The sequence below is a fragment of the Labilithrix sp. genome (assembly GCA_019637155.1).
Lineage (GTDB): Bacteria > Myxococcota_A > Polyangia > Polyangiales > Polyangiaceae > Labilithrix.
Map to the genome: position 1 here is coordinate 90,984 of JAHBWE010000016.1, position 26,326 is coordinate 117,309.

At 69.6% G+C, this 26,326-nt stretch carries 22 protein-coding genes and 1 pseudogene; 12 read left to right on the forward strand and 11 right to left on the reverse strand.

Annotated elements, in window-relative coordinates:
* Positions 1-284 precede the first annotated feature (284 nt).
* From KF837_31080 to KF837_31100, 5 genes and pseudogenes are all read left to right on the forward strand, one after another.
* Positions 285-455: pseudogene (locus tag KF837_31080) on the forward strand (inositol-3-phosphate synthase).
* Positions 456-462: 7 nt separating this feature from the next.
* Positions 463-1,269, forward strand: coding sequence for a CDP-alcohol phosphatidyltransferase family protein (locus tag KF837_31085; protein ID MBX3231810.1), 807 nt, complete (start codon positions 463-465; stop codon positions 1,267-1,269).
* Between the two features lie 204 nt (positions 1,270-1,473).
* Entirely contained in the window at positions 1,474-1,767 is a 294-nt protein-coding gene (locus KF837_31090; GenBank protein MBX3231811.1) for a hypothetical protein, read from the forward strand.
* The gene (locus KF837_31095; protein ID MBX3231812.1) at positions 1,764-4,406 is read left to right on the forward strand and encodes a TonB-dependent receptor; all 2,643 of its coding nucleotides are present in this window, start codon (positions 1,764-1,766) and stop codon (positions 4,404-4,406) included. Before KF837_31090 ends, KF837_31095 begins: the two co-directional genes overlap by 4 nt.
* On the forward strand, positions 4,403-5,392 hold the full coding sequence (locus tag KF837_31100) for a hypothetical protein (protein MBX3231813.1): 990 nt from the start codon (positions 4,403-4,405) through the stop codon (positions 5,390-5,392). Before KF837_31095 ends, KF837_31100 begins: the two co-directional genes overlap by 4 nt.
* 19 nt (positions 5,393-5,411) lie before the next feature.
* Here the strand turns inward: KF837_31100 and KF837_31105 are convergent, their stop codons facing one another.
* From KF837_31105 to KF837_31130, 6 genes are all read right to left on the reverse strand, one after another.
* Positions 5,412-6,932: a TolC family protein gene (locus KF837_31105; GenBank protein ID MBX3231814.1), complete on the reverse strand. Its 1,521-nt coding sequence runs from the start codon at positions 6,930-6,932 to the stop codon at positions 5,412-5,414.
* Entirely contained in the window at positions 6,925-8,136 is a 1,212-nt protein-coding gene (locus KF837_31110; GenBank protein MBX3231815.1) for an ABC transporter permease, read from the reverse strand. The genes KF837_31105 and KF837_31110 overlap by 8 nt, the downstream gene beginning before the upstream one ends.
* Complete coding sequence (locus tag KF837_31115; protein MBX3231816.1) at positions 8,133-8,876, reverse strand: ABC transporter ATP-binding protein; 744 nt, start codon at positions 8,874-8,876, stop codon at positions 8,133-8,135. Before KF837_31115 ends, KF837_31110 begins: the two co-directional genes overlap by 4 nt.
* The gene (locus KF837_31120) at positions 8,857-10,065 is read right to left on the reverse strand and encodes an efflux RND transporter periplasmic adaptor subunit (GenBank protein ID MBX3231817.1); all 1,209 of its coding nucleotides are present in this window, start codon (positions 10,063-10,065) and stop codon (positions 8,857-8,859) included. The genes KF837_31115 and KF837_31120 overlap by 20 nt, the downstream gene beginning before the upstream one ends.
* Positions 10,066-10,203: 138 nt before the next feature.
* Complete coding sequence (locus KF837_31125; protein MBX3231818.1) at positions 10,204-12,210, reverse strand: PQQ-dependent sugar dehydrogenase; 2,007 nt, start codon at positions 12,208-12,210, stop codon at positions 10,204-10,206.
* Between the two features lie 69 nt (positions 12,211-12,279).
* The gene (locus KF837_31130) at positions 12,280-13,227 is read right to left on the reverse strand and encodes a serine/threonine protein kinase (GenBank protein ID MBX3231819.1); all 948 of its coding nucleotides are present in this window, start codon (positions 13,225-13,227) and stop codon (positions 12,280-12,282) included.
* 190 nt (positions 13,228-13,417) lie between these two features.
* Between KF837_31130 and KF837_31135 the strand changes: the two genes are divergently transcribed.
* Positions 13,418-13,999: a hypothetical protein gene (locus tag KF837_31135; protein MBX3231820.1), complete on the forward strand. Its 582-nt coding sequence runs from the start codon at positions 13,418-13,420 to the stop codon at positions 13,997-13,999.
* On the opposite strand, the gene KF837_31140 is transcribed toward KF837_31135, so the two are convergent.
* Positions 14,000-15,454: a hypothetical protein gene (locus KF837_31140; GenBank protein ID MBX3231821.1), complete on the reverse strand. Its 1,455-nt coding sequence runs from the start codon at positions 15,452-15,454 to the stop codon at positions 14,000-14,002.
* A gap of 1 nt (position 15,455) precedes the next feature.
* Complete coding sequence (locus KF837_31145; GenBank protein ID MBX3231822.1) at positions 15,456-16,004, reverse strand: OmpA family protein; 549 nt, start codon at positions 16,002-16,004, stop codon at positions 15,456-15,458.
* Positions 16,005-16,105: 101 nt separating this feature from the next.
* Between KF837_31145 and KF837_31150 the strand changes: the two genes are divergently transcribed.
* Both KF837_31150 and KF837_31155 read left to right on the forward strand, forming a co-directional pair.
* On the forward strand, positions 16,106-17,410 hold the full coding sequence (locus KF837_31150; GenBank protein MBX3231823.1) for a hypothetical protein: 1,305 nt from the start codon (positions 16,106-16,108) through the stop codon (positions 17,408-17,410).
* Positions 17,411-17,430: 20 nt separating this feature from the next.
* The gene (locus KF837_31155) at positions 17,431-20,865 is read left to right on the forward strand and encodes a BamA/TamA family outer membrane protein (GenBank protein ID MBX3231824.1); all 3,435 of its coding nucleotides are present in this window, start codon (positions 17,431-17,433) and stop codon (positions 20,863-20,865) included.
* A gap of 287 nt (positions 20,866-21,152) precedes the next feature.
* Here KF837_31155 and KF837_31160 read toward each other — a convergent pair whose 3' ends face one another.
* Positions 21,153-21,290: a hypothetical protein gene (locus KF837_31160; GenBank protein ID MBX3231825.1), complete on the reverse strand. Its 138-nt coding sequence runs from the start codon at positions 21,288-21,290 to the stop codon at positions 21,153-21,155.
* A gap of 167 nt (positions 21,291-21,457) precedes the next feature.
* Between KF837_31160 and KF837_31165 the strand changes: the two genes are divergently transcribed.
* Positions 21,458-22,078 (forward strand): hypothetical protein, encoded by a 621-nt coding sequence (locus KF837_31165; protein ID MBX3231826.1) that lies wholly within the window; start codon positions 21,458-21,460, stop codon positions 22,076-22,078.
* Positions 22,079-22,084: 6 nt separating this feature from the next.
* Here KF837_31165 and KF837_31170 read toward each other — a convergent pair whose 3' ends face one another.
* Both KF837_31170 and KF837_31175 read right to left on the reverse strand, forming a co-directional pair.
* Positions 22,085-23,335, reverse strand: a complete 1,251-nt coding sequence (locus KF837_31170) for an acyl-CoA dehydrogenase family protein (GenBank protein ID MBX3231827.1) — start codon at positions 23,333-23,335, stop codon at positions 22,085-22,087.
* 60 nt (positions 23,336-23,395) lie between these two features.
* Complete coding sequence (locus tag KF837_31175) at positions 23,396-24,724, reverse strand: acyl-CoA dehydrogenase family protein (GenBank protein ID MBX3231828.1); 1,329 nt, start codon at positions 24,722-24,724, stop codon at positions 23,396-23,398.
* A 146-nt stretch (positions 24,725-24,870) separates the two neighbouring features.
* Between KF837_31175 and rplM the strand changes: the two genes are divergently transcribed.
* The 3 genes from rplM to KF837_31190 all read left to right on the forward strand — a co-directional run bounded on the left by rplM (position 24,871) and on the right by KF837_31190 (position 26,280).
* The gene (gene rplM / locus KF837_31180; GenBank protein MBX3231829.1) at positions 24,871-25,371 is read left to right on the forward strand and encodes a 50S ribosomal protein L13; all 501 of its coding nucleotides are present in this window, start codon (positions 24,871-24,873) and stop codon (positions 25,369-25,371) included.
* Entirely contained in the window at positions 25,368-25,763 is a 396-nt protein-coding gene (gene rpsI / locus KF837_31185) for a 30S ribosomal protein S9 (GenBank protein ID MBX3231830.1), read from the forward strand. The genes rplM and rpsI overlap by 4 nt, the downstream gene beginning before the upstream one ends.
* 100 nt (positions 25,764-25,863) lie before the next feature.
* Positions 25,864-26,280 carry a VOC family protein gene (locus tag KF837_31190; GenBank protein ID MBX3231831.1) on the forward strand — a complete coding sequence of 139 codons (417 nt, stop codon included), beginning with the start codon at positions 25,864-25,866 and terminating at the stop codon, positions 26,278-26,280.
* The last annotated feature ends 46 nt before the right edge of the window (positions 26,281-26,326 follow it).

Genomic DNA, 26,326 nt, shown 5'->3' on the forward strand with positions numbered 1-26,326 from the left:
CCAGCGCGTTTTCGACGCTCGGCCGCACTGCCTCGCGGAGCTCGCGTTCACGGTGTGAACGGAGGTTCCCACCCGAACGGTGCGCGCGGTGAGCGGTGCCGAGCTGCGCCTCATTGCGGACTTCTCGTGGTCGTCTCCAGACCACTGGTCAGAATGCATCGGCGCGGCCCGCCGCGCGCCCTAGTTGTGCATGAGTCGAGTGCCTCTTAGGAGCCGTATTTGGTTGAGGAGCCCACGTGAAGAAGCCGACCGAGATTAGCCCGCCGAGAGGAGAGCTCGGTCTGTTGCTCCGCGACTCGATCCTCGCGGCGCCGGTCGTCCTCGACCTCGCCAAGCGCGCCGAGCTGCGCGGGATCCACGACCTGTTCGTCCAACGAGCGAAGCTCGAGAACACGCTTCGTTGGATGGCGGGGGAGGACCTGATCCACCACCTCGGTCGCGAGTACTACGACTGAGGTGCGCGTGGCTTGGTCTTGCGATCTCGCGGCCTCGCTCTGCCTGCTCGGCGCTCTCGCCGTCGCGCTCGGCGCACATCTCCTCGCGAGCCTCGTCCACGGTCGTCCGCTCGTCGCGTCCCGCGTCGAGCGTGAGGCGGGCTTGCCGCTCGTGGGCCGGGCGCCGATGCACGCGGTCTATCGCGCTCTCGAGCCGCTCGGGAGCGCGCTCGCTCATCTCGGCGTCAGCGCCAACTCGATCACGGTGGCGTCGGCCGTCATCGCTCTCGGCGCCGGCGCGGCCTTCGCGACCGGGCATTTCGGCGTCGCCGCCGCGATCGCGACGGTCGCTTCGCTCGCGGACGGGCTCGACGGCTTCGTCGCTCGGCGCACGGGGACGCAGAGTCGGTTCGGTCAGGTGCTCGACACGACCGTCGACCGCTACGTGGACGCGATTCTTCTCGGTGGGATCGCGCTCTACGTCCACGGCGACGTCGCGCTGCTCTCGCTCACGATCGCGGCCATCGTCGGCAGCTTCATGGTGAGCTACTCCTCGTCGGTCGAGCGCGAGCTCGGCGTCGTGAGCAAAGACGCGCCGATGCGGCGCGCGCATCGTCTCGCGTTCTTGCTCCTTGCATCCGCCGTCGCTCCACTCACCGGCGACTTCGCCTTGCCGGTCGTCTTCGCGGCGGTCATCGCCATCGGCGTAGTCGGCAACGTCTCCGCGGTGAGCCGACTCGTTCGCGCCGCGCGCCAGGCCGACGCCAGCATGAGCGATCCGGTCCTCTCGGAGCCGGCGCATCCGGCCACGGCACCCGAATCCGAGAGGGCATGAGGTCGCCCGCCGACCCGTCTCACGCCACGTTCACGGGCAAGTAGTCGGACGCCGAGATCGTGACGTGAATGGCTCCTGGGAGGAAAACACCATTCGCGCGCCAACTGCCGATGGCAACGACATCGGCGTCCGTTCTGGTCCTTCCCCGGCGCGCACGATGACGGCTGCGCGCAAGCCATGGGAGGAGTGTGCCTGCATCATGGCGTGCGACGGCTCGAGGTTGGTTTCCGCATCGCAGTTTCCATGAATCCGCGCCCGCGGCGGCTGTCGCGATGCGCTGCTCGTGAATACGACGAATATCAGCGGGAGACAGGCGCCGCTGCGCATTCCGACCGGAGGTCCGCCGGCATCGACGAGCGGACCGATTGCCCCGTCGGCGCGGCAGATCGGCAATCACCGCTAGTCGTCATTCGCCGCTGGAGTGAATTCGGTGTCGACCGCGCCCTCGCGTTTGGGCAGAGTGGCTCCTCCTTCTCGGAGCGTCGCAACGTCGAATGAGCTCGGTGCATACGAGCGGCAACGTGAGGCCGCGCTGTTTCCTCCTCCTCGCTCGCGGCGTGGTCCTTCGTCTCGCGCTCGCGGCGACCGCCCTGGCGTTCACGTCCTCGCCGGCGATCGCGTTTGCGCAGCAGCCCGCGCCGGCGAACGAGGTGGTTCCGCCGAAGCTGACGAAGGACTCGCCTGCGCTTTATCCGGAGCAAGCGCTCCGGGAGAAGGTCGCGGGGCGGGTCGTCGTGAACCTGATCCTGGAGATCGATCCCAGCGGGAAGGTGAAGACCGCGACGATCCCGGAGCCGGTGGGGCACGGCTTCGACGAGGCGGCGGCGTCGGCGGCGTCGGGCCTCGCGTTCGAGCCCGCCACGCGCGGAGGCGCGCCGATCGCCGCGAAGATCCGCTTCTCGTACACGTTCGATCCGCCCGCCGCGCGCGTGACGGGCAAGGTCCTTCGTCCCCCGAACGACGTGCCGATCGAGGGCGCGACGGTGGTGGTGACCGACGCGACCGGCGAGCATCGCGTGACGACGGGGAAAGACGGCGCGTACCGCGTCGAGGGCCTCGCGGCGGGGAAGGTCCACATCCACGTCGAGGCGCGGGGGCGCACGCCGCAGGACCTCGACGAGGAGATCGGCGCGGGCGAGGAGGCCGAGGTCGTGCTCCGTCTCGCCGTCTTCGAAGAAGCGCCGCCGCCGACGGTGCCGGGGAAACCGGGCGAGCCGGAGGAGGCGATCGAAGAGGTCCGCGTCAAAGGCGAGCGGCCGCCGCGGGAGGTCACGAAGCGCAGCATCCCGCGCGAGGAGATCAACGTCATCCCCGGCACCAACGGCGACGCGCTCCGCTCGCTCCAGAACCTCCCCGGCGTCGCGCGTCCGCCGCCGTTCGGCGGTCAGCTCGTGGTGCGCGGCTCGGCCCCGCAGGACACGAACTACTTCGTCGACGGGACGAACATCCCGCTCATTTACCACTTCGGCGGCCTCTCCTCGGTCCTCCCGACCGAGGTGCTCGACCATATCGACTTTTATCCCGGCAACTACGGCGCGCAATACGGCCGCGGAATGGGCGGTATCGTCGACGTCGCGGTGCGCGGGCCGAAGGACGACGGGCGCATGCACGGCATGGCGCAGGTCGACCTCATCGACGCGCGCTTCGTCGCGGAGCGCTCGCTCGGCAAGGGCTGGAGCTTCATGCTCGGCGGCCGCCGGTCGTATTTCGATTTGTGGCTCGGCCCGATCCTCGCGAGCGCCGCCGGCGTCAGCACCGCGCCGCGCTATTACGATTACCAGGTGATGCTGAAGAAGGAGCTCGGGCCGGACCACGAGCTCCGGTTCTTCTTCTTCGGCTCGGACGACCGACTCCAGATCTTCAGCTCGGACCTCGGCGGCGACTTCGTGCTCGGCGGCGGCATCCGCGCCGTCGTCACGTTCTGGCGCGCGCAGATGCGCTACACGAACAAGCTCAACGCCGACACCCGCGTCACCGCCGTCGCCGCGGTCGGGCAGGACTACGTCAACTTCGGATTCGGTCCGAACTACCTCGATCTCACCACCACCCCGATCTCGCTCCGCGCCGAGGTGAGCCGCCGCCTCGCGCGCGCGATCACGCTCAACGCCGGCATCGACGCGATCCACACGCCGTTCAACATCGCGGTGCGCTTCCCGGTGCCGCAGCGCCCGGGCGTGCCCGACAGCGGCTTGAACGCGCCTTCGGTGCGGCAGGACACGTCCGGCACGTTGTTCACGCCGGGCGTGTACTCCGACCTCGAGATCGTCCCGCTGCGCGGCACGCGCATCGTGCCCGGCATCCGCGCGGACTACTTCAAGTTCGCGGAGACCGACGCGCGGAACTCGAGCTGGAACTTCTCACCCCGCGTCGTCGTCCGGCAAGACCTGACGACGAGCAGCCCGAAGACCACGGTGAAAGGCGGCGTCGGCGTCTTCCACCAGCCGCCGCAGGCGTTCGAGATGGACAAGGTGTTCGGGCGCCCGAACCTGACGTCGAACCGCGCGATCCACTACACGGCGGGCCTCGAGCAGGAGGTCGGCGCGCACGTCACGGTGTCGGTCGAGGGCTTCTACAAGGCGCTCGACAACCTCGTCGTGCAGGGGCTCGGCAACACCGGCGACGGCCGCGTGTACGGCTCGGAGTGGCTGCTCCGCTGGCAGAAGGACCCGAAGATGTTCGGGTGGATCGCGTACACGCTCATGCGGAGCGAGCGGCGCGAGAAGCCGGACGATCTCCTGCGCCTCTTCGACTTCGATCAGACGCACATCCTGACCGCCATCTTGAGCCGCAACCTCGGGCACGGCTGGCGCGTCGGCGGGCGCTTCCGCCTCGTCTCGGGCAACCTGTACACGCCGAGCAACTACGGCGCGCTCGACGCCGACCGCGCGGTGTATCAGCCGGTCAGCTCGATGCCGCTCTTCGGCGAGCGCCTCGGCACGTTCCACCAGCTCGACTTCCGCGTCGACAAGGAGATCGACGCCAAGCCGCTGAAGCTCAGCATCTACCTCGATATCCAAAACATCTACTTCCACCGGAGCCAAGAGGGCATTTCCTACAATTACAACTACGTCGAGAAGTCCCCTGTCCTCGGCCTGCCCATCCTGCCGATCCTCGGCCTGCGCGGAGACCTCCTGTGAAGCAGCTCCTCGCCGCCGCCGGTTTCGTCGGCCTCGTGGGCATGGTCGCTTGCGGCGCCGACTTCGCGCCGAAGAACGCGGTCCAGACGATCCGCATCCTCGCGACGAAGTCGGACCTCCCCTATGCGCGTCCGGGGGAGAACGTGAACCTCGAGGTCCTCGCCTTCGACGGTCGCACGAGCCCGACCAAGAAGCCGATGCGCGTCTTCTGGTTCCCCGCTCCGTGCGTGAACCCGCCCGGCGACCAGTACTTCGTCTGCTACGCGTTCGTGCACCAGCTCTTCCCGCTGAACACGGACCTGTCGCCGGTCCTCGTCGAGAGCACGAAGACGACGATCACGATCCCGCCGAACGCGCTCGACGGCGTCGTCGCGCCGCCGGGCGCGGGGGCGGACCGCACCGTCACCGCCTACAACTTCGTCGCCGCGTGCGCGGGGCACCTCCGCCGCGTCGCGCCGAAGTCCGGCCTCGGCCTCAACCAGCTCCCGGTCGGCTGCTTCGACGACGAGACGGGGCTAGAGCTCGGCCCCGACGACTTCGTCTTCGCCTTCACGCGCGTCTTCGTCTTCGATCAGCGCCGGAACGCGCTCCCGACCTTCAGCGGCGTGACCTTCGAGGGGCAGCCGCTCGACGCCGCGAAGGGCGTCGTCACCCCGCGCTGCAAGCGCAACGAGGCCACCGGGCTCTGCGAGACGGTGAAGCTCGACGTCCAGTTCGACGACGCGACCGCCGAGCTCGACCCCGACATCGTCGACTCGAACAACAACGTGCAGCACGAGACGCTCTACGTCGATTGGTTCTCGAGCGCCGGCAAGTTCCGCACCGACCGCAAGATCATCTTCGACGGCACGCTCGGACGCCCGCCGAAGACGGAGATCGAATACGAGCCGCCGCCGGATCCGGTGAGCGGACAGCGAATGTGGATGATCCTCCACGACAACCGCAACGGCACGACGTGGCTCGAGTGGCCGCTCGAGGTTCAGTAGCGCGTGCGGTCGTGATCGATCAGCGCGCCGCTTGCGGGACGAGGGCTCCGCTGACGTGGAGAAGGCCGAGGTCGGCGATCGCGAGATCGACGCGGGCTCGAACGGCTCGCAGCTCGCTGGTCCGCACCTGGTCTTCGGCGACACGCACCTGTAGCGCGGTGCCGGTCCCCGTCTTGAACCGAGCCTTTTCGGAGTCGAGCTGGCTCTTCGAGACCGCCAGCGTGCGATCGGCGAGACCGATGCGAAGCGTCGCGGAGACGCGCCGTTGCTCCGCGTCGTCGAGATCGGCGGTCACCTTCTGGATCGTCGAATCGAGGCGCTGCTTCGCGGCGGTCACGGCGACGAGCGCCCGCTCGTGCTCCGCGCGATAGCGGGTGTTGTCCAGCGGTGCCTCGTACGTCAGCGTGACCTGCGCCGTGATCGCCTTGAGCGCGCCGAGTTGATCGAAGACCGGGGGGACCTCGCGGTTGCCGAGGCCATTGGCCTGAACGTATCCATCGACGTCGAGTCGGTGCCGGAAGGGATCCGCCACCGTCCGCGCCTGAACCTCGGCCAGGGCGAGGGTGTTTCGTTGCTCGGATATCTCGGGAGAGCTCTCGAGCGCGCGCCGGCGTAGATCGCTCGAAGGAGCGAAGTCGCGATGCCGGGGCTCCTCGTCGACGGCGCGGCGAGGCGTGAGGTCCGGGTCTCCGACGAGGCGCCCGAGCGCGGTGGAGCGACGGCGCTCCTCGGCCTCTACCGCGACCAGCTCCTCCTCGAGCGAGGCGATGCGCGAGTCGAACGTGAGCAGCTCGACCGGCGCCAAGCTCCCGGTCTTGACCCGGGCGGCCGCCTCTTCGCGCTGGTCGCGCGCCAATTCGAGGGTTCGTCGCTGGATGTCGAGCGATCGGCTCGCGTAGTAGAGCTCCCAGTACGCCGTGAGCGCGTCGAGCAGGAGCTGGCTGCCGGTGCGGTCGCGCGCGGAGTCTGCCGTCCTCCGGTTCACCCTCGCGGCGTCGAGGTTCGCGAGCACGACGTCACGACCTGCGCCGCGGAGGAGCGGCTGCGTGAAGCCGAGCCGCATCATCCCGCCATACCCGGGACCGAGCTGGAAGATCTGCTGGACCGGCGCGCCGCCGGGAGGTGTGAACGCGAAGACGGTATTCGACTGCTGCCGCGTCGCCTCGAGTCGGACATAGAGGTCCGTTCCCCAAATGAGCTTTCGGCGCAGCTCGGCCCCGGTCGAGAACGTCGTCGACGTCGGAAACGTCAGACCGGCGGCGCCGAGCTGGGGCGCGCCGCTGCGAAGGCCCTTTCCGTCGACGACGAGCGTGAAGGGATAGCGGTGCAGCTCGGCTTCTTCGAGGAGCTGCGCCCGGCGAAGGTCGCTCCTGGCGGCCGCGAGGGAGGGATTCGTCGCGAGCACCATCTCGATGACGGTCCGGTCGTCGATCGTACTCCGTGGAGCCTCACCTTCGGCGCGCGCGACCGGCGCGAGCGCGAGGAGCGCCGTGAGGCAGCCGGCGAGCATGACCGTCGCGCGCGCTCGTCGCTCATTCATGACGGAGCGCCTCGATCGGGTTGAGACGAGCGGCCTTGCGCGCGGGGAAGAAGCCGAACGCGACGCCGATCGCGGCCGAGAACGCGAACGCGAGGACGACGATCGAGGGATCCATCACGAACGGCATCGAGAGCACGCGGGTCGCGACGTAGGAGCCGCCGAGGCCGAACGCGACGCCGATCCCGCCGCCGAGCACGCAGAGCAATATGGCCTCGACGAGGAACTGGAGCAGGACCTCCTCGGCGAGCGCGCCGATCGCGAGTCGAATACCGATTTCACGCGTCCGCTCGGTCACCGACACGAGCATGATGTTCATGATTCCGATCCCTCCGACGAGCAGGCTCACCGCTGCGATCGCGCCGAGCAGCGCCGTGAGCACTCCCGTCACGCTGCTCACGGTGTTCGCGATTTCTTTCGTGTCCTGGACGTTGAAGTCGTCCTCTTGTCCCGGCTGGATCCGGCGCCGATCGCGGAGCACTCCCTGGATCCGGGAACGTGTCCGCGCGAGCTCGCGCTCGTCCGCGACCGAGACGTAGATCGTCGAGATGTCCACGTTGCCCGCGAGCCGCCTTTGGAGCGTGGTCAGCGGCATGACGAGGAAGTCGTCCTGATCTTGTCCGAACGTATTCTGCCCCTTCGACTCGAGCAGACCGACGACGTTGCAGGCGACGGTGCCGACACGAATCGTCGTGCCGAGCGCCTCCTGGTTGGCGAAGAGCTTCGTCCTCACCGTCTCGCCGAGGATGCAGGCGGGGGTTCCACCGGCGAGCTCTCCCTCCGAGAAGTCTCGACCGCGGACGATCTTGAGCCCCCGCACTGCGAAGTAGGCATTCGTCGCGCCGTACGCGATGCTCGAATAATTCGTATTGCCATAAACGACGAGCACTCCTTTCGTCGTCGTCGGCGCGACGCCGGCGAGGTCGGCGACCTCTTTCTCCATCGCGCGGACGTCCTCGAGCCGGAACGGCGAGGCGGCGACGGTGACAGGACCACCGCGCCGGGCCGAGCCGGGCATGACGATGAGCATGTTCTGACCGAGGCTCGCGATGTCGCTCGTCACGCGTGACGTCGCGGACTGGCCGAGCGTGACCATCGCGATGACCGAGCCGACGCCGATCACGATGCCGAGCGTCGTGAGGACCGAGCGCATCACGTTGCGCCGGATCTCGCGGATCGCCATGAACAGCGTCGCGACCCACATCATGTCCTCGACCGGGGAGGAACGGACGGGGGCGGAGTGGGGACGTTGGGCACGTCGCTCTCGACGAGGCCGTCCCTGAACCGGATGATCCGCCTCGCCCAGCACGCGATGTCGGGCTCGTGGGTGACCATCACCACCGAGATGCCGCGCGTTCGATTCAGCTCGGAGAGGAGGACCATGATCTCGCTCTTCTTCGCCGAGTCGAGGTTTCCGGTGGGCTCGTCCGCGAGCACGAGCGAGGGCTCGGTGACGATCGCCCGCGCGATCGCGACGCGCTGTTGCTGCCCGCCGGAGAGCTCGGCCGGAGTGTGGTGCTCGCGACCGGCGAGGCCGACCGAGTGCAGCGCCTCGATCGCGCGCTCGCGGCGTTCGCCGGCGCCGACTCGACGATAGATGAGCGGGAGCTCGACGTTCTCGAGCGCGCTCGTACGGCCGAGCAGGTTGAAGCCCTGGAAGACGAACCCGATGTAGTGGCGACGGAGGAGGGCGAGCTGGTCGAGATCGAGCTCGGTCACCTCGACCCCACGAAAGCGGTAGGAGCCGAACGTCGGTCGATCGAGGCAGCCGAGGACGTTCATGCACGTCGATTTGCCCGAGCCGCTCGCCCCGATCACGGCGACGAGCTCGCCGTGGGCGATCGAGAGGCTGACGCCGTCGAGCGCCCGCACCTCCGCGTCTCCGGAGCCGTAGACCTTGCTCACGTCCGCGAGCTCGATGAGGGGCTCAGCGGGGTACGACGACATCGACGACCACCTCGGTTCCGACCGCGACCTCTCCGCTCACGACCTGCGTCACGTGTCCATCGGTTGCGCCCGTCTTGACCGGGATCGACACCGGTGCTCCGCCGCGCAGGAGATGGACCCGCTTCTCGTCGGCCTTCGGCGGTGGGGGAGGGGCCACGCCCGGGCTGACGGGAGGCACGAACCGAAGCGCGGCGTTCGGCACGACGAGCGTGTCCGCGATCGTCTCCGACGTGATCGTCGCGGTCGCGGTCATTCCCGGGCGGAGCAGCAGCTCGTCGTTGTCGACGGTGAGGACCGCCTCGTACGAGACGACGCTCTGGGAGGACTTCGGCTCGTTGCGCAGCGAGACGACCTTCGAGGAGAACGTGCGCTGAGGATAGGCGTCGACCGTGAACGTCGCCGCGCCTCCCTCCTTCACGCGCCCGACGTCGGCTTCATCGACGTCGACGTGGAGGGCGAGCTTGGTCAGATCCTCCGCGACGCGGAAGAGGACCGGCGTCTGGAATCCGGCGGTCACGGTCTGACCGGGCTCGACGGCGCGCGCGAGGACGATCCCGTCGATGGGCGCGAGGATCTTCGTCTTGCCCACCCTGGACTGCGCCGACTTCAGGGACGCGCGCGACAGGCTCGCGCTCGCGGTGGCGCTCGACAAGCTCGCCTGCGCGCGCGCCTCGGCCGCGCGCGCCGCCTCGAGGTCCTTCTGCGAGATGAGCCCTTGCGCGGCCTGTTCTTCGGCGCGGTCGCGGGCCTGTTTGGACTCCAGCACGTTCGCCTGCGCCGTGCGGATGTTCGCTTCGGCGGAGAGGACCTGTGCGTTCGTCTCTTCCAGCGCGGCGTTGAGCTGCTCGGGATCGATCTCCGCGAGGACTTGACCCTTCTTGACGCGATCGTTGTAGTCGACGAGGACACGAAGGACCTTGCCGGTGACCTCGGCGCCGACCTCGACCGTGTTCAGTCCCTGGATCTTGCCGGTCGCCGAGATCGTGACGTGAACGTCCGCACGGAGCGCGCGCTCCGTGACGTACTGCGGGCTCTTGGCCGCCGCCCGCCGGCGCAGGAGGTGCACGCCCACGAGCGCGACGACGACCACGGCGAGCGCGAGGACGAGCCACTTCGCGACCGTGCGCCTCTTCGAGCGGCCGATGCGAAGGACTCTGCGGACGTCGTCATCCGGGCGGGTCGAGGTCATCGTCGTCGCTCTCGATCTCGAGGCTGCGCACGAATACGATGCTCGATCGCGAGGCAGAATTCCGCGGCGAAGAAGGCTATTCGACCAATGGTCTGTCTGGATTGCCGAGCGGTCCGCGAGGACTCCCGAGCAGGTCGCTTACGGACAGGGCTTCATGCCGTCGATCCACGACGAGATCAGGTCCACCGCCGCGGTGTCGACGCGGGCGCGGCCGAGCGGGGGCATGAGGCCGCTCTCGGCGTGGCTCATTCGCTGGTAGAGCACCGAGCTCGCCGCGTCGCCGGGGTGGATCACGAACGGCTTCGTGTCCGACGCGAGGTCGTAGGAGGCGCTCGCGGTTCGACACACCGTGAGCGTGTCGGCGAGCGCGGTCGTGAAGCGGAGGTCGACCGCGGTGCCCATTCCGCTGTGGCACTGGCTGCAGTTCGCGGCGAGGTAGCTCCGCGCGCGCGACTCCAGCGGGGCCGCCAGCGGATCGAACGGATCGACGAGCGGCGTCACGCGCGCTCCGTCGACGGGGCGGTCGAGCAGTCCCCGTTGGGCGAGGACGTCGAGCCGATCGCCGCGCGCGAGCTGCGGCGGCGTGAAGCCGAGGACCGTGCCGGCGCCGCGCCGATGGCAGGCCGAGCACTGGCTCCGGCTCGGCACCGTCCACGGAACGCCGTCGACGTCGACCGACTTGCCCTCGCGGAGGAGCACCGCGTCGGTCTGGCCCTCGTTCCACTCGAACGTGTACGCGAGCCAGCTCTCGTCGACCGACTTCGTGAGCATGCGCGTCTCGATCTTCTGCCCGTGCGCGGAGAGCTCCTTGAGGAGGACGGTGCCGATCGGAAAGTGGAACGTCTCCTCGTCGGTGACGTGGATGGGGAAGCCCGGGAGCCCGAGCCAGCGCCGTTTGTCGAGGCCGTCGGACCAGAGCTCGGCGTTCACGTCGTAGGGGATGAGGCTCGGATCGTCGAGGCAGCCGAGCGAGCCGAGCGTCGCCGCTTCCTCCTGCCCCGCCGCGTTCGCTTCGAGGCGGAGGACCTGGCCGGCGAAGTCGACGACGAGGATCTCGCCGTCGTCGTCCTCACCGAACGCCGAGATGAAGCGGCCGCTGTCGAGCAACAGGCGCGCGTCGTCGCTCGGGTTCGCGGCGTCGAGCGCGGCGAGGCGGCCGGTCATGAAGTCGCCGAACACGTAGAGACCCGCGAGCTCCGGCTGCGAGCCGCGGTACACGTAGCCGCCGGTGACGGAGAACCCGTCCGCGTGCGCGTACTCGTGCACGGGATCGATCGCGCCGCCCGGCACCTCGCACGGCGCCGGGGCGGTCACGAAGCAGTGGCGCCCCTCGTGGATCGGCCAGCCGTAGTTGCCGCCCTTCGTGACGATGTTGATCTCTTCGTAGTGCTCGTGACCGACGTCGCCGACCCAGAGCCGGCCGTCGGGAGCGAACGAGAAGCTCCAAGGGTTGCGGAGGCCGATCGCGAACACCTCGGGCTCCGGGCGCGCGGCGCCGAGCACGTCGAGGCGGACGATCTTGCCGAAGAGCTGCGCGGGATCCTGCGCCCGCCGGAGGGGATCGCCCCACGAGCCGTCGCCGATGCCGACGTAGAGCAGGCGATCGGGACCGAACACGAGCCGCCCGCCGTTGTGCCCCTTCTCTTCGCGCTCGATCGTGAAGAGGATCTCCTCCGTCGCCGGGTCGATCGTCGCGCCGCCGTCGCGGCTCGTGAAGCGCGAGTAGACGAGGCGGAAGACGGAGCCGGGCACGTCCGAGCGGCCGGTGTACACGGCGAAGACCTCGGGCTTCGTCACGTAGTCGGGCGAGGCCGCGAACCCGATGAGGCCCGACTCGCCGGTCGTCTCGGCGAGCACGGCGCCGAGATCGAGGAACGGGACCGCGGTGTGGGTGCCCTCGCTCTCGACGACGCGCACGACCTTGCCGTCCTGTCCGGCGACGAGCCAGTCGCGGCCGGCGCGCGCGAGCGCGAGCGGTCCGAAGAAGCGGACGCCGTCGAACCGATCGACGAGGCGGAAGGCGGCCGGCGCGAGCGGCGCCCGACACGTGACCGTCGGCGCGTCGGGCTTCAACTGCGCGTCGTGGCAGCTCGCGACGAACAGGACCGCTGCTGCAAGCTGCAATACGCTGCGCGTGCGGCTCACCGGCCGTGGACTATGCACGCAAAGCGCGCGCGCCGCAGCTGTGATCCGACGAGCCGGACGATACGAAGCTCAAGCGACGTAGCGCTGGGTCGGGACGTCCCAACAGTCGGAGCCGCTCACGACGACGGGCGCAGGGCGCGTCGCGGCGGCCTGCGCGGCCTTGCGCGCGTGCGAGCCCTCGCGGCGCATCACCGTGCGCGCCTCGAGGAGGTCGTGCTGCATCTCCGCCGCCGACGCGTAGCGCTCGCGGAGGTTGGGCTCGGTCGCCTTCGAGACGATCGCGTCGAACATCCAGTTGATCGAGCGGTAGCGCGTGACGCGCGGGACGCGGATCGACACGCCGTCCATCAGCTCCGCGCACGTGCGGCCGAGGAAGCCGGGGCGGCCGGTGAGGGCCTCGAAGAGGATGAGGCCGACCGAGAAGAGGTCGGCGCGCGCGTCGAGGTCGCGCTCGCCGTACGCCTGCTCCGGCGAGAGGTAGCCGGGCGTGCCGACGACGAAGCCCGTCAGCGTGAGCGTCTGCGAGTCGAGGCTGTGATCGATGCGCCGGCACGTCCCGAAGTCGAGGACCTTCACCGTCACGCGACCGCGCGCGCGCGTGACGAACACGTTCTCCGGCTTCACGTCGCGATGGATGACGCCGGCCTCGTGCGCGGCCTGGAGCCCGGCGAGGATCTGAACGCCGATCTCGAGCGCCTCCTCTTCTTCGAGGCGCCCTTCGCGGATGAGTACCTCGCGGAGCGACTCGCCCTCGAGGAGCTCCATCGCGACGTAGGGGCGGCCGTCGTCGAAGAAGCCCGACTCGTACACCTCGCAGACGTTCGGGTGACGGATCGACGCGGCGGTGCGCGCCTCGCGGCTGAAGCGGGCCTTCGTGATCGAGTCGAGGTGCGTCTCGGGCAGGACCTTGAGCGCCACGCGGCGCCGCGTCTTTCGGTCCAGTGCTTCGTAGACGGTGGCGTTGCCGCCACGTCCGAGGATCCGCCCGAGGGAGTAACGCGAGACGTCGCCGGCCATCGCTTCCGTCCTCAGCAGCCGACGTGCCAGGTGATGGAATCTGAAATGCCGCGGAGATAGCTGGTCCGCGCGCCGCCCTTTCGCCGGCGTGATCCGAGCTCCATACCTCCGTGATCGACTCGAGCACGATCGATTCGATCGGATGGGGCGGCGAAGACCCAGGGTGTCCACAATGGGTTAGTCTGGGGGAGTGCTCCGCCGGATCACGGTCGTCATGACGCTCGCCGCCGCGGCCTTCGCCGCGTGCAGCGACTACGACTCGGAGGAGCGAGACGCGCCGCTCGACGCCGGCGCGGAAGCCGCGACGACGGACGTGGACGCGGGAGAGGACGCGGACGTGGACGCGGGCGTGACGGAGGACGCGGGCGCGGAGGCGGCGAGTCACGACGGCGGCGCGGACGCGGACGCCGACGCGCGCTCGTGCGTGAAGCCGTGCGACTGCGACGGAGACGGCTACGAGCGGAAGGAGTGCTCCGGTGACGCCGGGCCGTTCGACTGCGACGACCACGATCCGGAGCGCCACCCGGGCGTGTCGGTCTTCTCGACGCGCCTTCCTACCTCCGGGAGCGACGGCGACTGGAACTGCGACGGCCAGATCGAGCTCGGCTTCCGGATCGTGAGCTGCACGAGCCTCGTCGGCCTCGGCTGTGCGGGGAGCGGCTTCAAAGACGATCCGGGCTGCGGCGAAAGCGGGACGTTCTACGAATGTCAGGCGAACGCCCTCAATTGCGCGTTCATCGTGAGCGGCGAGCGCGTGCAGGCGTGCCGCTGATCAGCCCTTCTTGAGCCAGAGCGTGTCGTCGATGACCTTCTTCGCGGCGACGAGCGACGCGTCGGCGGAGGCGAGGAAGACGACCGCGAGCTCCGAGGGATCGTGGAGGACCACGCGCGTCGAGAGGAACATGCCGTTGCGATCGCGGATGTCGACCTCCTCCACGCCGTCGAGCGGGAGCAGGCGATCGGTGCGCGCGCCGGCGTCGCGGATGTACGCGCCGAAGGCGGCGAGGTTCTCGGCGAGCTCTCCGTTGCCGAGGAGGACCGCGCCCACCTCGTCGGCGAGGCAGACGCCCTTCAGGCCCGCGATGCTCGTGAGGCGATCGATCACGAGCTTGTAGACGTCGAGGTCGACCTCGGCCGGCGCGTCTTCGCGCGCGCTGCCGGCCTTCTTCGGCGGGAAGCTCCCCAGCGTCTGCGCCCGCAGCGCGCGGTTCTCCTGCGCGAGCCGCGCGATCTCCTCGCGGAGGATCGCGGTGTCGTCGTTCATCGGGACGAGCGAGCGCGGGAGGCCCGCGGTCGCGAGCGCAGCGCGCGGGATCGAGTCCGGCGGCAGCGTCGTGCCGGTGCGGTTGGAGGCCGGCGGTCCGCCCTGCGAGGGCGGCGGCATCGACGCGCGCTCGAGCTTCTGCACGACGTCACGGAGCTTGAGCCGCATCTCCTCCGCTTCTTCGTCGCGGCGGCGCGGATCGTCGATCGGACCTTTTCCCTTGAGGCTCTCGCGGAGCAGCTTCGCCTGCCGATCGAGCATGTTCACGCGATGGCGCAGGCTCGAGGCCTCCTCCGACGCGCGCACGAGGCGATCGGAGAGCTCCTCCGCTCGCGCCTCCGCCGCGGCGCGGAGGACGACCTCGTTGCGGAGATCGTTGCGCGCCGCCTCCGCCTGGCGTTCGAGCTCGACCTTCACCGCCTCGAGCGCGCGCGTCTGCTCGGCCGCGTGCTCCACCTGCGCGAGCGCGTCGCGGATCATCGCGCGCGTCGCGTCGTGATCGAAGCCGTCGATCTGGAGCGACGGCGCGCGCGGCGACGGCGGGATCGTCGCGACCGAGCTCTGCACCATCGCCTCGTGCGTCGCGACGTCGGGCATCAAGGTGGGCCGGTCCTCGCCGTCGTCGTCCGGCAGCTCCGGCTCCGTCTCCGCGGGCGGCGGGAACACCGTCTTGATCGCCGACTGCGACTCGGGCGCGGGCGGGACCTCGTCCTCGACCTTCGGCGCGACGGGCGTGACCGCCTCCGCCGCCTCCGCCGCCTCCGCCGCCGCGGGCGCGGCCGGCAGCGACGGCGCGGACGGCGTCTCACCCGCCTTCTTCTTTTTCTTCTTTGGCGTCGACTCCACCGGCGCGGCCACGGGTACCGGCGCCGGCGCCTTCGAGAGACCGAGCACGTAGCCGGCGCCGGCGAAGGCCGCCGCACCGAGGATCGACACTACCCATGCGCCGAGGACCGCGTCCATCTCACCTCCCGACCCATCTTACTTCGACGCGACGATTCACCGACGCTGCATCCGGGATGTCGGGCCGGAGCGGCCGCGTCGATCCGAGACCCACCGTCTCGATCCGTTCTTCGCTCACCCCGAGCTCGACGAGGCGCGCCTTCACGAGGTTCGCGCGCTCGAGACTGAGGTCGTGGTTGAAGTGGTCGGCCCCGAACTGATCGCTGTGCCCTTCGAGGATGACCTTCGCCTCGTGGTCCTCGATCATCGCGGTCGCGAGCGCGCGGACGCCGAGCTCGTCGACCGGCGCCTTCGCCTCCGCCTCGAACCGCGCCACGATCGTGGGGACACGCGCGGCGGCCGGGAGCGCCGGCGGCGCGCTCGCGGTCACGCTCACCGCGGGCGGCTCGACCTCGAGCGGCGGCACGCTCGCGATCGGCGCGCCCGCGTCGACCTCGGAGGGCGCGCTCAGGACGTCGGGGAGGAATACGAGGTTCAAGGTGAAGAGACACGCGACGCCGACCGCGAGGAAGAGCCAGAAGCGGCCCTCGGGTCTTCGCGCGTCGGCCATCGAACAAAGCGTCGCGCGCTCGGGGTAGAGAGGGAAGTTTCTTGTGAAGATGCGCGATCCTGGCACCATCGGCGCGCATGCGCTCGATCGGGACAGCAGCGGTGGCGGCGCTCCTTTTCGCCTGCCATTCCGCCGTTCGCGTCGCGACGCCGCCGCCCGCGGTCCCGGAGCCCCCGATCGACGCGGGCGCTCCGCCGCCGCTTATCGAAGTCGACGCCGGGCCGCCCGCGCCGATCGGCTACGTCCCGCGCGACGTCAACCACGTGCTCTCCACCGGGCAGAGCCTCGCCGTCGGCGTCTCCGGCGCGCCCGCGCTCACGCTCACGCAGCCGTTCGGCAACCTGATGTTCAACACCGGCGTCATGGCCGGCGGGGAAGGGCTCGAGTCGTTCCAGCCCCTCACCGAGGGCGACAACATCCCGGGCTCGAAGGCGATCGTCGAGACGATGTCGTCGTCGTTCGCGAACCTCGTCGCCGAGCTCGCGCGGGAAGCGGGCGGCGAGCACGACGTCCTCATGAGCGTCCACGCGTCCGGCGCGCGGACCTACGCGCAGCTGAAGCGCGGCACGAGGTTCTACAACAACGGGATGGCGCAGGTCACCGCCGCGCGCGACATCGCGAAGGCGCTCGGCAAGAGCTACGTCGTGCGCGCGGTCACGACCGTGCACGGCGAGTCCGATCACGCCGAGAAGAGCACGCGCTACGAGGCGGACCTCCTCGCGTGGCAGGCCGACTACGAGCGCGACGTGCAGGCGCTCACCGGGCAGACCGAGCCGGTCCCGCTCTTCCAGACCCAGATCTCGAGCTGGACGAAGATGATGGGCGGCACGACGACGAGCGCGATCCCAGCGGCGCAGCTCGCGGCGCACCTCGCGAGCGCCGGCAAAGTCGTCCTCGTCGGTCCGAAGTACCACCTGCCGTACTCGAAGGACGGCGTGCACCTCACGGCGGAGGGGTATCGCCACATGGGGGAGGACTACGCGAAGGCCTATCGCCGGGTCGTCCTCGAAGGGCAGCCGTGGGAGCCGCTCCGGCCGATCGAGGTGACGCGCGACGGCGCCGTCATCACGGTGAAGCTCGCGGTGCCGTCGCCGCCGATCGTCCTCGACACGACCCTCGTCTCCGATCCCAATAACTTCGGCTTCGAGTACATGGACGCGGCGAGCTCGTCGCCGGCGATCGCGAAGGTGGAGGTCACCGGGCCCGACACGATCGCGATCACGCTCGAGGCGGAGCCGACCGCGGACGACCGGCGGATCCGCTACGCCTTCACCGGCGTCCGCGGGCAGCGCGCCGGCCCGCAGACGGGGCCCCGCGGCAACCTGCGCGACTCGGACGCGACCCGCTCCCGCTCGGGGAAACGGCTCTACAACTGGTGCATTCACTTCGACGAGCCCGTTCCCTAGCGACTAAGATGCGCGCCTCGATGCGCGTCGGCTGGATCCTCGTCGCGCTCGCGTTCCTCCTCGGGTCGATGCGCCACGCGCGCGCGGACGTCGGCGACGAGGTCACCGTCCTCACGCCGCCGCCGGTCCCGCCGCTCGGCAACCCCACCCCCGAGCTGACCGCGGGGCCCGACCTCACGCCGTACCTCAACATGGTGGTCGAGGGGGTGGAGGTCACGATCGACCCCGACGACGCGCGGGTGTGGCCGGACGTGACGGTGCCCACCGTCGGCACGCTGAAGCCGGGCGATCCGCTGAGCCGGCAGGGCCTCCGCGACGCGCTCGCGGAGGTGCTCGCGAACGGCGCGTTCGCGGACGCGCGCTCCGAGCTCACGCTCACGGACGCGGGCGTGAAGGTCACGATCCGCGTCGTGCCGCGGAAGGTGATCGACTCCGTCCGCGTCGACCTCCACGGCGCGCCGCTCGACGCCGACGAGATCGTGCGCGAGCTCGATCTCGCGACCGACGGCGAGGTCGTCGCGAGCGAGCTCCCGAAGCAGCACACGCGGCTCGAGGCGATCCTGCAGCGCCACGGGTTCTCGGGGCCGAGCGTCGCGATCACGACGAGGCCTTCGAGGACCGATCCGCTCCGCGTCCGCGTCGACGTGAGCGTGACGGTGGGCGCGCCGCGCAAGATCGAGCGGCGCGTCATCTACACCGAGGGCGCGACGCCGGAGGAGCGCGAGGACGCGGAGCGGTTCTACGGGCTGAAGACCGGCGCGCGCGCGGACGAGGTGCACCTCGCCGCCGCCGACGCGGCGCTCGAGGCCCGCATCCGCGCGCGCGGTCATCATCGCGCGGACGTCTCGCACGACGTCGTGCTCCATCGCGGGCTCGTCGTGCTGCGCGTGCGCGTCGACTTCGGGACGCGCTACGAGACGCGCTACGAGGGCAACGACCACTTCGACCGCGGCACGCTCGACGGCGTGCTCGACCTCGAGGAGGAGACCGACCGGACCCCGAACCACCTCGTCCAGAAGGTGGTCGAGTTCTACGTGAAGCACGGCTTCCTCGACGCCGTCGTCACGCTCGAGAACCGAGCGGGGGAGGGGAGCCGCCCGAGCTACCTCGTGTTCCACGTCCGCGAAGGCGAGCGCGTGCAGGTCGCGGCGCGCTCGTACCCGTGCCTGCGCGAAGCCGACATCCGCCTGCTCACCGAGGCGGGGCCGAGGAGCGCGCGCGCGATCGGGCAGGAGATCGACAGCTTCCTCGAGGAGGAGCTGCCGGGGAACGACGTCTTCGCCGCTCCGCGCCCGGGCCTGCTCGACGAGACGATCTCGGTCTCGCTCGGCACGAACCGCGGCACGCGCCCCGCGCCGCTCGACCTCGAGCCGCACAACACCTACGTCCCCGAGACCTACGAGCGCGCGGTGGCGCACGTGCAGGAGCTCTATCGCTCGGAGGGCTTCCTCTCGGCGCAGGTCGGTCCGGTGCAGGTCGTGCGCCGGCGCTGCCATCCGCGCTCGCCGCCGGGCGAGTGCACGCCGATGCCGGTGCCGACGACGGCGGAGCCGGGCCGGACCTCGGCCTCGGCCGACATCTGCACCTACGACAGCATCGGCCTCCCGCTCCCGGTGCCGCCGCTCGAGCAAGGCGCGACGTGCCTGCCGGACGCCGCCCACGGCATCGAGTGCGAGCCGCGCGTGTGGCTCCGCGTGCCGGTCAAGCTCGGACCGCGCTCGCAGCTCTGGGACATCGCCTTCAACGGCCAGGGCGCGCTCTCGCCGGCGCAGCTCGCCGCCGCCGCGGACGTGAAGCTCGGTCAGTACGTCAGCACGATCAAGCTCGAGGAGGCGCGGCGGCGCGTCATCGAGGCGTACAAGGAGGAGGGCTACGCGTTCGCGGACGTGAAGTACGCGCTCGAGCAGTCGCCCGATCACACGCGGACGCGCGTGCGCTTCGGCGTCTCGGAGAACGACAAGGTCATCGTCCGCAACATCGTGCTGCGCGGGAACAGGTTCACGCGCGACAGCGCGATCAACAAGCGCATCGCGTTGATCGTGGGCGAGCCTTACCGCGCGTCGCTCGTGCGCAAGACGGAGGAGCGCATCGCGACGCTCGGCGCGTTCTCTTCCGTCACGGTGTCGCTCGAGAACCCCTACGTCCCGCAGCGCATCAAGACCGTCATCATCACGGTGGCGGAGCGACCGCGGCAATACACCGAGATCAGCCCCGGCTTCTCGACCGGCGAGGGCTTCCGCATCCGGAGCGAATACGGCCACACGAACCTGTGGGGCAACGCGGTGCAGCTCACGCTGCGCCTCCAGCTCTCGTACATCCCGACGCCGTTCATCATCGATCCCGTCGCGCGCGAGAACTACCGGAACCTCAACACGCTCGCGCGCCTCGGCGTCCGCGCCACCGCGGGCCTCGTGTTCCCCGAGATCGGGCTCGGCCCGCTCGTGCGCTCCGGCATCGACACGCTCCTCGTGCACGACCTGCAGCGCGACTTCTTCCTCACGAAGGTCGCCGCGATCCCGAACATCAACTTCCGCCCGATCAACGAGGTCCAGCTCACGTTCTTCCAGAGCTTCGAGTTCAACAACTCGCGCATCTTCCGCGCCGGCAGCGCGAACGACTACCTCGCCTCGCTCCTCGCGCAGGGCTTCAACATCACCGACCTCGTGCGCCAGCTGCTCGTCCCCGACGGCGAGACGTACGCGTTCTCGCAGCGCCTCCTCGCGACCTGGGACCGGCGCGACAACGCGTTCAACGCGACGCGCGGCACCTACGTCGTCACCGGCATCGAGCACGTCGACGCGTTCCCCACCGACGTGAACCTCGCGAACGCGCGCGCGCGCAACAAGCCTTCGCCGCCGGAGTCGCACTTCTTCAAGATCACGCAGACGTTCGGCGGCTACATCCCGCTCCCGAAGGGCCTCCGCATCGCCGCGCTCACGCGCATCGGCGTGAACTTGCAGATCACGCCGACCTCGCAGACCTACCCCGATCGCCTCTTCTTCATGGGCGGCGTCGACACGATGCGCGGCTGGACGCTGAACAGCTTCATCCCGCAGGACAACGTCGATCGCATCTTCGCGTCGAAGGACCTGCCCGACCTGATCCCCGATCCGACGAACCCGGCGCCGAACGCGCCGCTGGTCCCGAACCCGAACAAGTTCACGCCCGCGACGCGCCCGATCCGCGGCGGCAACCTGATGGCGAACGAGCGCATCGAGCTCCGCATCCCGGTCCGCGGCCCCTTCGAGACGGTCATCTTCGGGGACATCGGCAACCTATGGACCGACCCGACGTACCCCTTCACGAAGGGCGCGTTCCCGATGCGCGTCGCGGTGGGCAGCGGCGTCCGCGTTCAGACGCCGGTCGGTCCGCTCGCCGTCGACTACGGCTTCAACGTGACCAAGGAAAGCTACGAAGACATCGGCGCGATCAACTTCGCGATCGGCCTGTTCTGAGGTGCGCGCTTCAGTAGACGCCGATGGCGTCGAGGCCGGCGGGCCGGGCGCTCGAGCGCCGGAGGAGCCCGACCGGTCCGGCGGTCGCCGGGAGCTGGGGCCCGAGGACGATCGAGAGGAGGCGGCGCGCGATGCTCATGCCCGTTTTCAGAAGCAACTCGGATGCCTCTCTTTTTTCCTCGAAGAAGCGCCGCTAACCATGCAGAAAGACTGGATCAAAGACGATCGTGGGGCCCTGTAGTCCCGCCCATGATCGGAACCGACGGGCTGGATCGTCCGCTCGGAGATCAACGGCCGATCCGTGCAGAATTCCCGTATCCCTGCTCGCCGATCGGCGGCATTTCGAAGGCCGTCCGCCGCCTCCGCGCCACCGGCGACCGAAAGAGGATGGCGGAGATCGAGACGACCACGCGGGTGAGCATCATGCCTCCCTCCCGGAGCAAGCGCGATGCCGCCCATCCACGTCCAATAACCCCACAAAAAGCCGCAAAAACGGGGCAGCGAAGGCGCCGACGAGCCCGTGTTCTCCGTTCGGAGACGACAGTCCACACTCCGAGACGTCCGCGCGCCGGTGGTAGGCTCGAGGTTACGCGTGCTGCTCCTCGATGCTCCGCTCACCTTTCGCGAGTTCATGACCCACGACGAGCTCCCTCTCGCCACGGTGTTTCGCGAGCTGCTCGTGTTTCTGAGCACCCGCGAGGACGCGGTGCTGTTCGGAGCCCAGGCGGTGAACGCTTATTGCGAGCCCGCCCGCATGACCGAGGACGTCGATGTCCTCTCGACCGACGCCGCGGCGCTCGCCGAGGCGCTACGTGAGCACCTCGCGTCCCGCTTTCATATCGCCGTTCGGGTGCGCGAGGCCAAGTCCGAGCTCGGCTATCGCGTGTATCAGCTGCGTCAGCCGAAGAACCGGCATCTCGTCGACGTTCGGCAGGCGACCGTGCTGCCCGACACGCGCACGATCGAGGGAGTGCAGATCGTCGCGCCGCCCGTGCTCATGGCGATGAAGGCGGTGAGCGTCGCGGCGCGGGTCGGTCGGGAGAAGGAGCTCTCGGATCGACTCGATCTCGCGCGGCTCCTGCGAACGTTCCCCGAGCTGCGAGCCGATGACCGCGTGCCCAGCGAGCTACGCCGGCTCGGCGCACCAGCCGAAGCGCACGAGGCGTGGCGGCAGGCGGCCGCCGAGCACCGCGAGGCCGACGACGACGATTGAACATGGTCAGAACGACTTCAGGTCCGAGATGAGGCGCTTCGAGATGACGATGCGCTGGATCTGGCCCGTGCCTTCGAAGATGTCGTAGACCTTGATGTCGCGGAACCACTTCTCGAGGAGCTGGTGGTCCTTCGCGATCGAGCCCTCGGCGCCGCAGATCTCGATCGCGTCGATGCACGCGCGGATCGCGGCCTGGCCGGCCATCGCCTTCGACATGCTCGCCTCCTTCGCGTTCGAGATCCCCTCGTCCGCCATCCACGCCGCGCGCCACGTGAGGACGCGCGCGGCCTCGAGGCCACGCCCGACCTTCGCGAGCTTCTCGACGATCGCGGCGTAGCGCGGGATCGGACGCGCGAGGACGTAGTTGTCCTTCACGAAGTCGCGCGCGTACTCGTACGCTGCGCGGCCGATGCCGAGCGCCATCGCGGCGACGAGCGGACGCGTGTTGTCGAAGGTCTTCATCGCCGTCATGAAGCCCTCCTTCGAGGTGTATTTCTCTTCGCCGCCGAGGAGGTTCTCCTCCGGAACGCGGCAGTCCTCGAGGACGAGCTCCGCCGTCTCGCTCGCGCGGAGGCCCATCTTCTCTTCGATGCGCCCGACGCTGAAGCCGGGCGTGCCCTTCTCGACGACGAAGGCGCGATGACCGGCGCGGCCGAGCGACGGATCGATCGTCGCGAAGATCACCGTCCACGCCGCGCGCGCGCCGTTCGTGATGTAGCACTTGCGGCCGTTGAGGACCCAGTGCGCCCCGTCCTTGCGGCAGCTCGTGCGGATGCCCGCGACGTCGCTGCCCGCGCCCGGCTCGGTGAGGCCGTAGGCGCCCCACTGGAGGGGCTTCTCGATGTCGGCGAAGATCGACATGAACCGCTTCCGCTGCTCCGGCGTGCCGCTCGAGCGCACGGGAGGACCGCCGAGGCCGGGGCCGGGCAGGCAGAGGAGGAGGCCGGGATCGCCCCACGAGAGCATCTCCGCCGCCATCGCGCTGAAGAGGTTCCCGTCGCTCCGCTTCTTCTTCTCCTCGGCGGGTTTCTCGTCGCCCTCCGTCGCGAGCTTCTTCGCCTCTTCGCCGACGCCGGCGAGGAGCGCGTTCGAGCCGAACGACGTCGCGAGGCGCGCCATGTTGCGGAGGAACTCCTCCGGCACGCCGCCGGCGCGGTCCCACGCGAGCGCCTGCGGGCGGATCACGTTCACCGCGAGGTCGCGCACGGCGTCGCGCATCATCTCCTGCTTCCTGCTGAGCGAGAACTCGATCGTCATGGTCTCTCCTCTTCGAGTCTTCGAGTCTTCGAGTCTTCGAGTCTTCGAGTCTTCGAGCGCTCACACGAAGGCGTTTTGGGTCTCGGGCGTCGGCAAGACGAGGCCGGGGTCGAGCGGCGCGCCGAGCGCGATCGCGGCGGCGAGCTGATCGGCGTGCTCCGCCGTCATCCCGCAGAGGCCGATCTGCTTCGCGTCGCGCATCAGCTTCTCGACCGCGTAGTCGCGCATGAAGCCCGCGCCGCCGTGGAGCTGCACCCCGTCGTCCCCGCACCGCATCGCCGCCTCGTGCGCAAACGCGACCGCCTGCGCGCTGAGCAAGAGCGCCTCGTCCACGGCCTTGTCACCGCCCCGCGCGCCGCCGCCTTGCGCGCCGCCGCCTTGCGCGCCGCCGCCGCCTTGCGCGCCGCCACCGCCTTGCGCGCCGCCGCCGCCCTGCGTGCCGCCGCCGCTCTGCGCGGCGTCCCACGCCGCTGCTGCGCGCCAGACGAGGCCGCGGGCGGCGTCGACGTCCATCGCGCGATCGGCGATGTTGAAGGCGACGGCCTGGAAGTGGCCGATCGGTTTGCCGAACGCCTTGCGCGTGTCGACGTACGCGCGGGTCTCCTCGAACGCGAAGCGCGAGAGGCCGACCGCGCGCGCGGCGACGACGAGCGCGTTCTTCGCGAAGAACGTGCAGAGTGCACGCACATGCGCGAGCGTGCCGACCTCGTGGCGCGAGAGGCGCGCGGAGTCGGGCACCACCACGCCGTCGAGCTTCACGCCGCCGAAGCTCGCGGCGTCGAGGCCGAGCGTCGTCTGCCGCTCCGCGATCGTGACGCCGGTCGCCTTCGCGTCGACGAGGAACGCGCCGACGCCGCGAAAGCCCTTGCTCGCGTCGACCTGCGCGAACACGACGAGGCTCGCCGCGCGGTCCGCGTTGAGGACGTACGCCTTCGCGCCGTCGAGCCGCCAGCCGTCGCCGCTCTTCGTCGCCGTCGTCGCGAACCCGGGCCGCTCGGGGTGCGGCTTCGCTTCGCCCCACGCCACCGCGCCGAAGCGATCGAGATCGCTCGCGAACGGCGCGAGCGCGGCCTTCGCCTGCTCGTCGGTCCCGAGCTCCGCGACCGCGAACCCCAGCGCGCCGGGCCCCGGCAGCGCGAATGCGGCACCAGGGTCGCCCCACCCGAGCTCCTCCTCTAGTAGCACCGCCGTCACGAGCCCCAGCCCGCCGAGGGCCTCCGGCAGCGCGGCGAGGCCCAGGCCGAGCTCTGCCCCGGCCTTCCGCGCGGCGTCGGCAAGGCCGCGGGATGTTTCGGTTTCCCGGAGCTTGGGGCGCAGCACGGTGCGGGCGTACTGGCCCACGGAGTCGACCATGAGCTTCTGATCGTCGGTCGGCTGGAAGCTGATCATCGATGGAATGCTTTACGTGCTAAACATCTCGGCCCGCAAGGGCGACGTCAGCGCTTGACGGGAGGTGGGCCGGCAAGTACGTTCCCGCGCCCTTCGCCCCTCCTCCATGAGCGGGCGCGGAAAGTTTGCGAGAGGCTAAGAGAATCATGGCAACGTCCGCCGCCGAGAAGCCGGCCAAACCGAGGAATTTGCACCGCTCCTACCAGGCGACGCCGAAGGACGCGGAGGCCAACCGCCAGTGGTGGGTCGTCGACGCGACCGACAAGCCGCTCGGCCGCCTCGCGAGCCAGGTCGCCACGGTCCTCCGCGGCAAGCACAAGCCGACCTTCACCACCCACGAGGACGCGGGCGATTTCGTCATCGTCGTCAACGCGGACAAGGTGAAGCTCACCGGCAACAAGCTCGACCAGAAGCTCTACTCGCATCACTCCGGCATCCCGGGCGGCTTCAAGCAGGTCTCGTATCGGACGCTGCTCGCCGACAAGCCGGAGTTCCCGATCGAGAAGGCCGTGAAGGGCATGCTCCCGAAGAACGTCCTCGGTCGTCAGATGTTCGGCAAGCTGAAGGTCTACGCGACCGCCGATCATCCCCACACCGCCCAGAAGCCCAAGGCCCTCGAGATCAAGCAGAGCAAGAGCGCGAAATGAGCACTTCCACCCGCACGTACGCCACCGGCAAGCGCAAGACCGCGATCGCTCGCGTTTGGCTCTCGGCCGGCTCCGGCCAGGTCATCGTCAACGACAAACCGGCCGATCAGTACTTCGAGCGCGAGACCTCGATCATGGTCATGAAGCAGGCGCTCGAGCTCATCGAGGCGGAGGACCAGTTCGACGTCTGGGCGACGGTGAAGGGCGGCGGCCACTCCGCGCAGGCGGAGGCGATGCGCCACGGCATCTCGCGCGCGCTCATCGCGCTCGACCCGGAGAAGCGCTCGCTCATCAAGCGCGCCGGCTTCCTCACGCGTGACGCGCGCAAGAAGGAGCGCAAGAAGTACGGCCAGCCGGGCGCCCGCAAGCGCTTCCAGTACTCCAAGCGCTGATCCGAGCTTCGGCTCGCTCGCGAAAGCCGATCGCCTCCGGGTGGTCGGCTTTCTGCATTTCCGGCCGATGAATTTCGGCGCGCGAAGGAGTCCAACGAGCATGATCAAGAGCGCGACCCCGTACCTCTTCTTTTTCGGCAAGGCGAACGAGGCCATCGGCCACTACGAGCGCGCGCTCGGGGCGAAGGCGAAGACGAAGCAAACCTTCGGCGCGATGGCGAAGGAGGGCAGTACGTGGGCCGACAAGATCATGCACTGCGAGCTCGAGGTCGGCGAGGCGCTCATCCTCCTCAGTGACGGGCGCCCGCACCCGGGCGTCGCGCCGACCAACGCGAGCATGTCCGTCGCGCTGCAGCTCGACGACGAGGCGGAGGCACGCCGCGCGTTCGACGTGCTCGCGGAGGGCGGCAACGTGCACGAGAAGCTCTTCGACGCGCCGTGGGGCGGCATCTTCGGAGTGGTCGAGGACCGCTACGGCATCAACTGGATGTTCACCGCCCCGAAGAACGCGAAGTGATCACGGGACGGCCTGGCCGACGTCCGGCGCCGCATGCGCGGCCCGC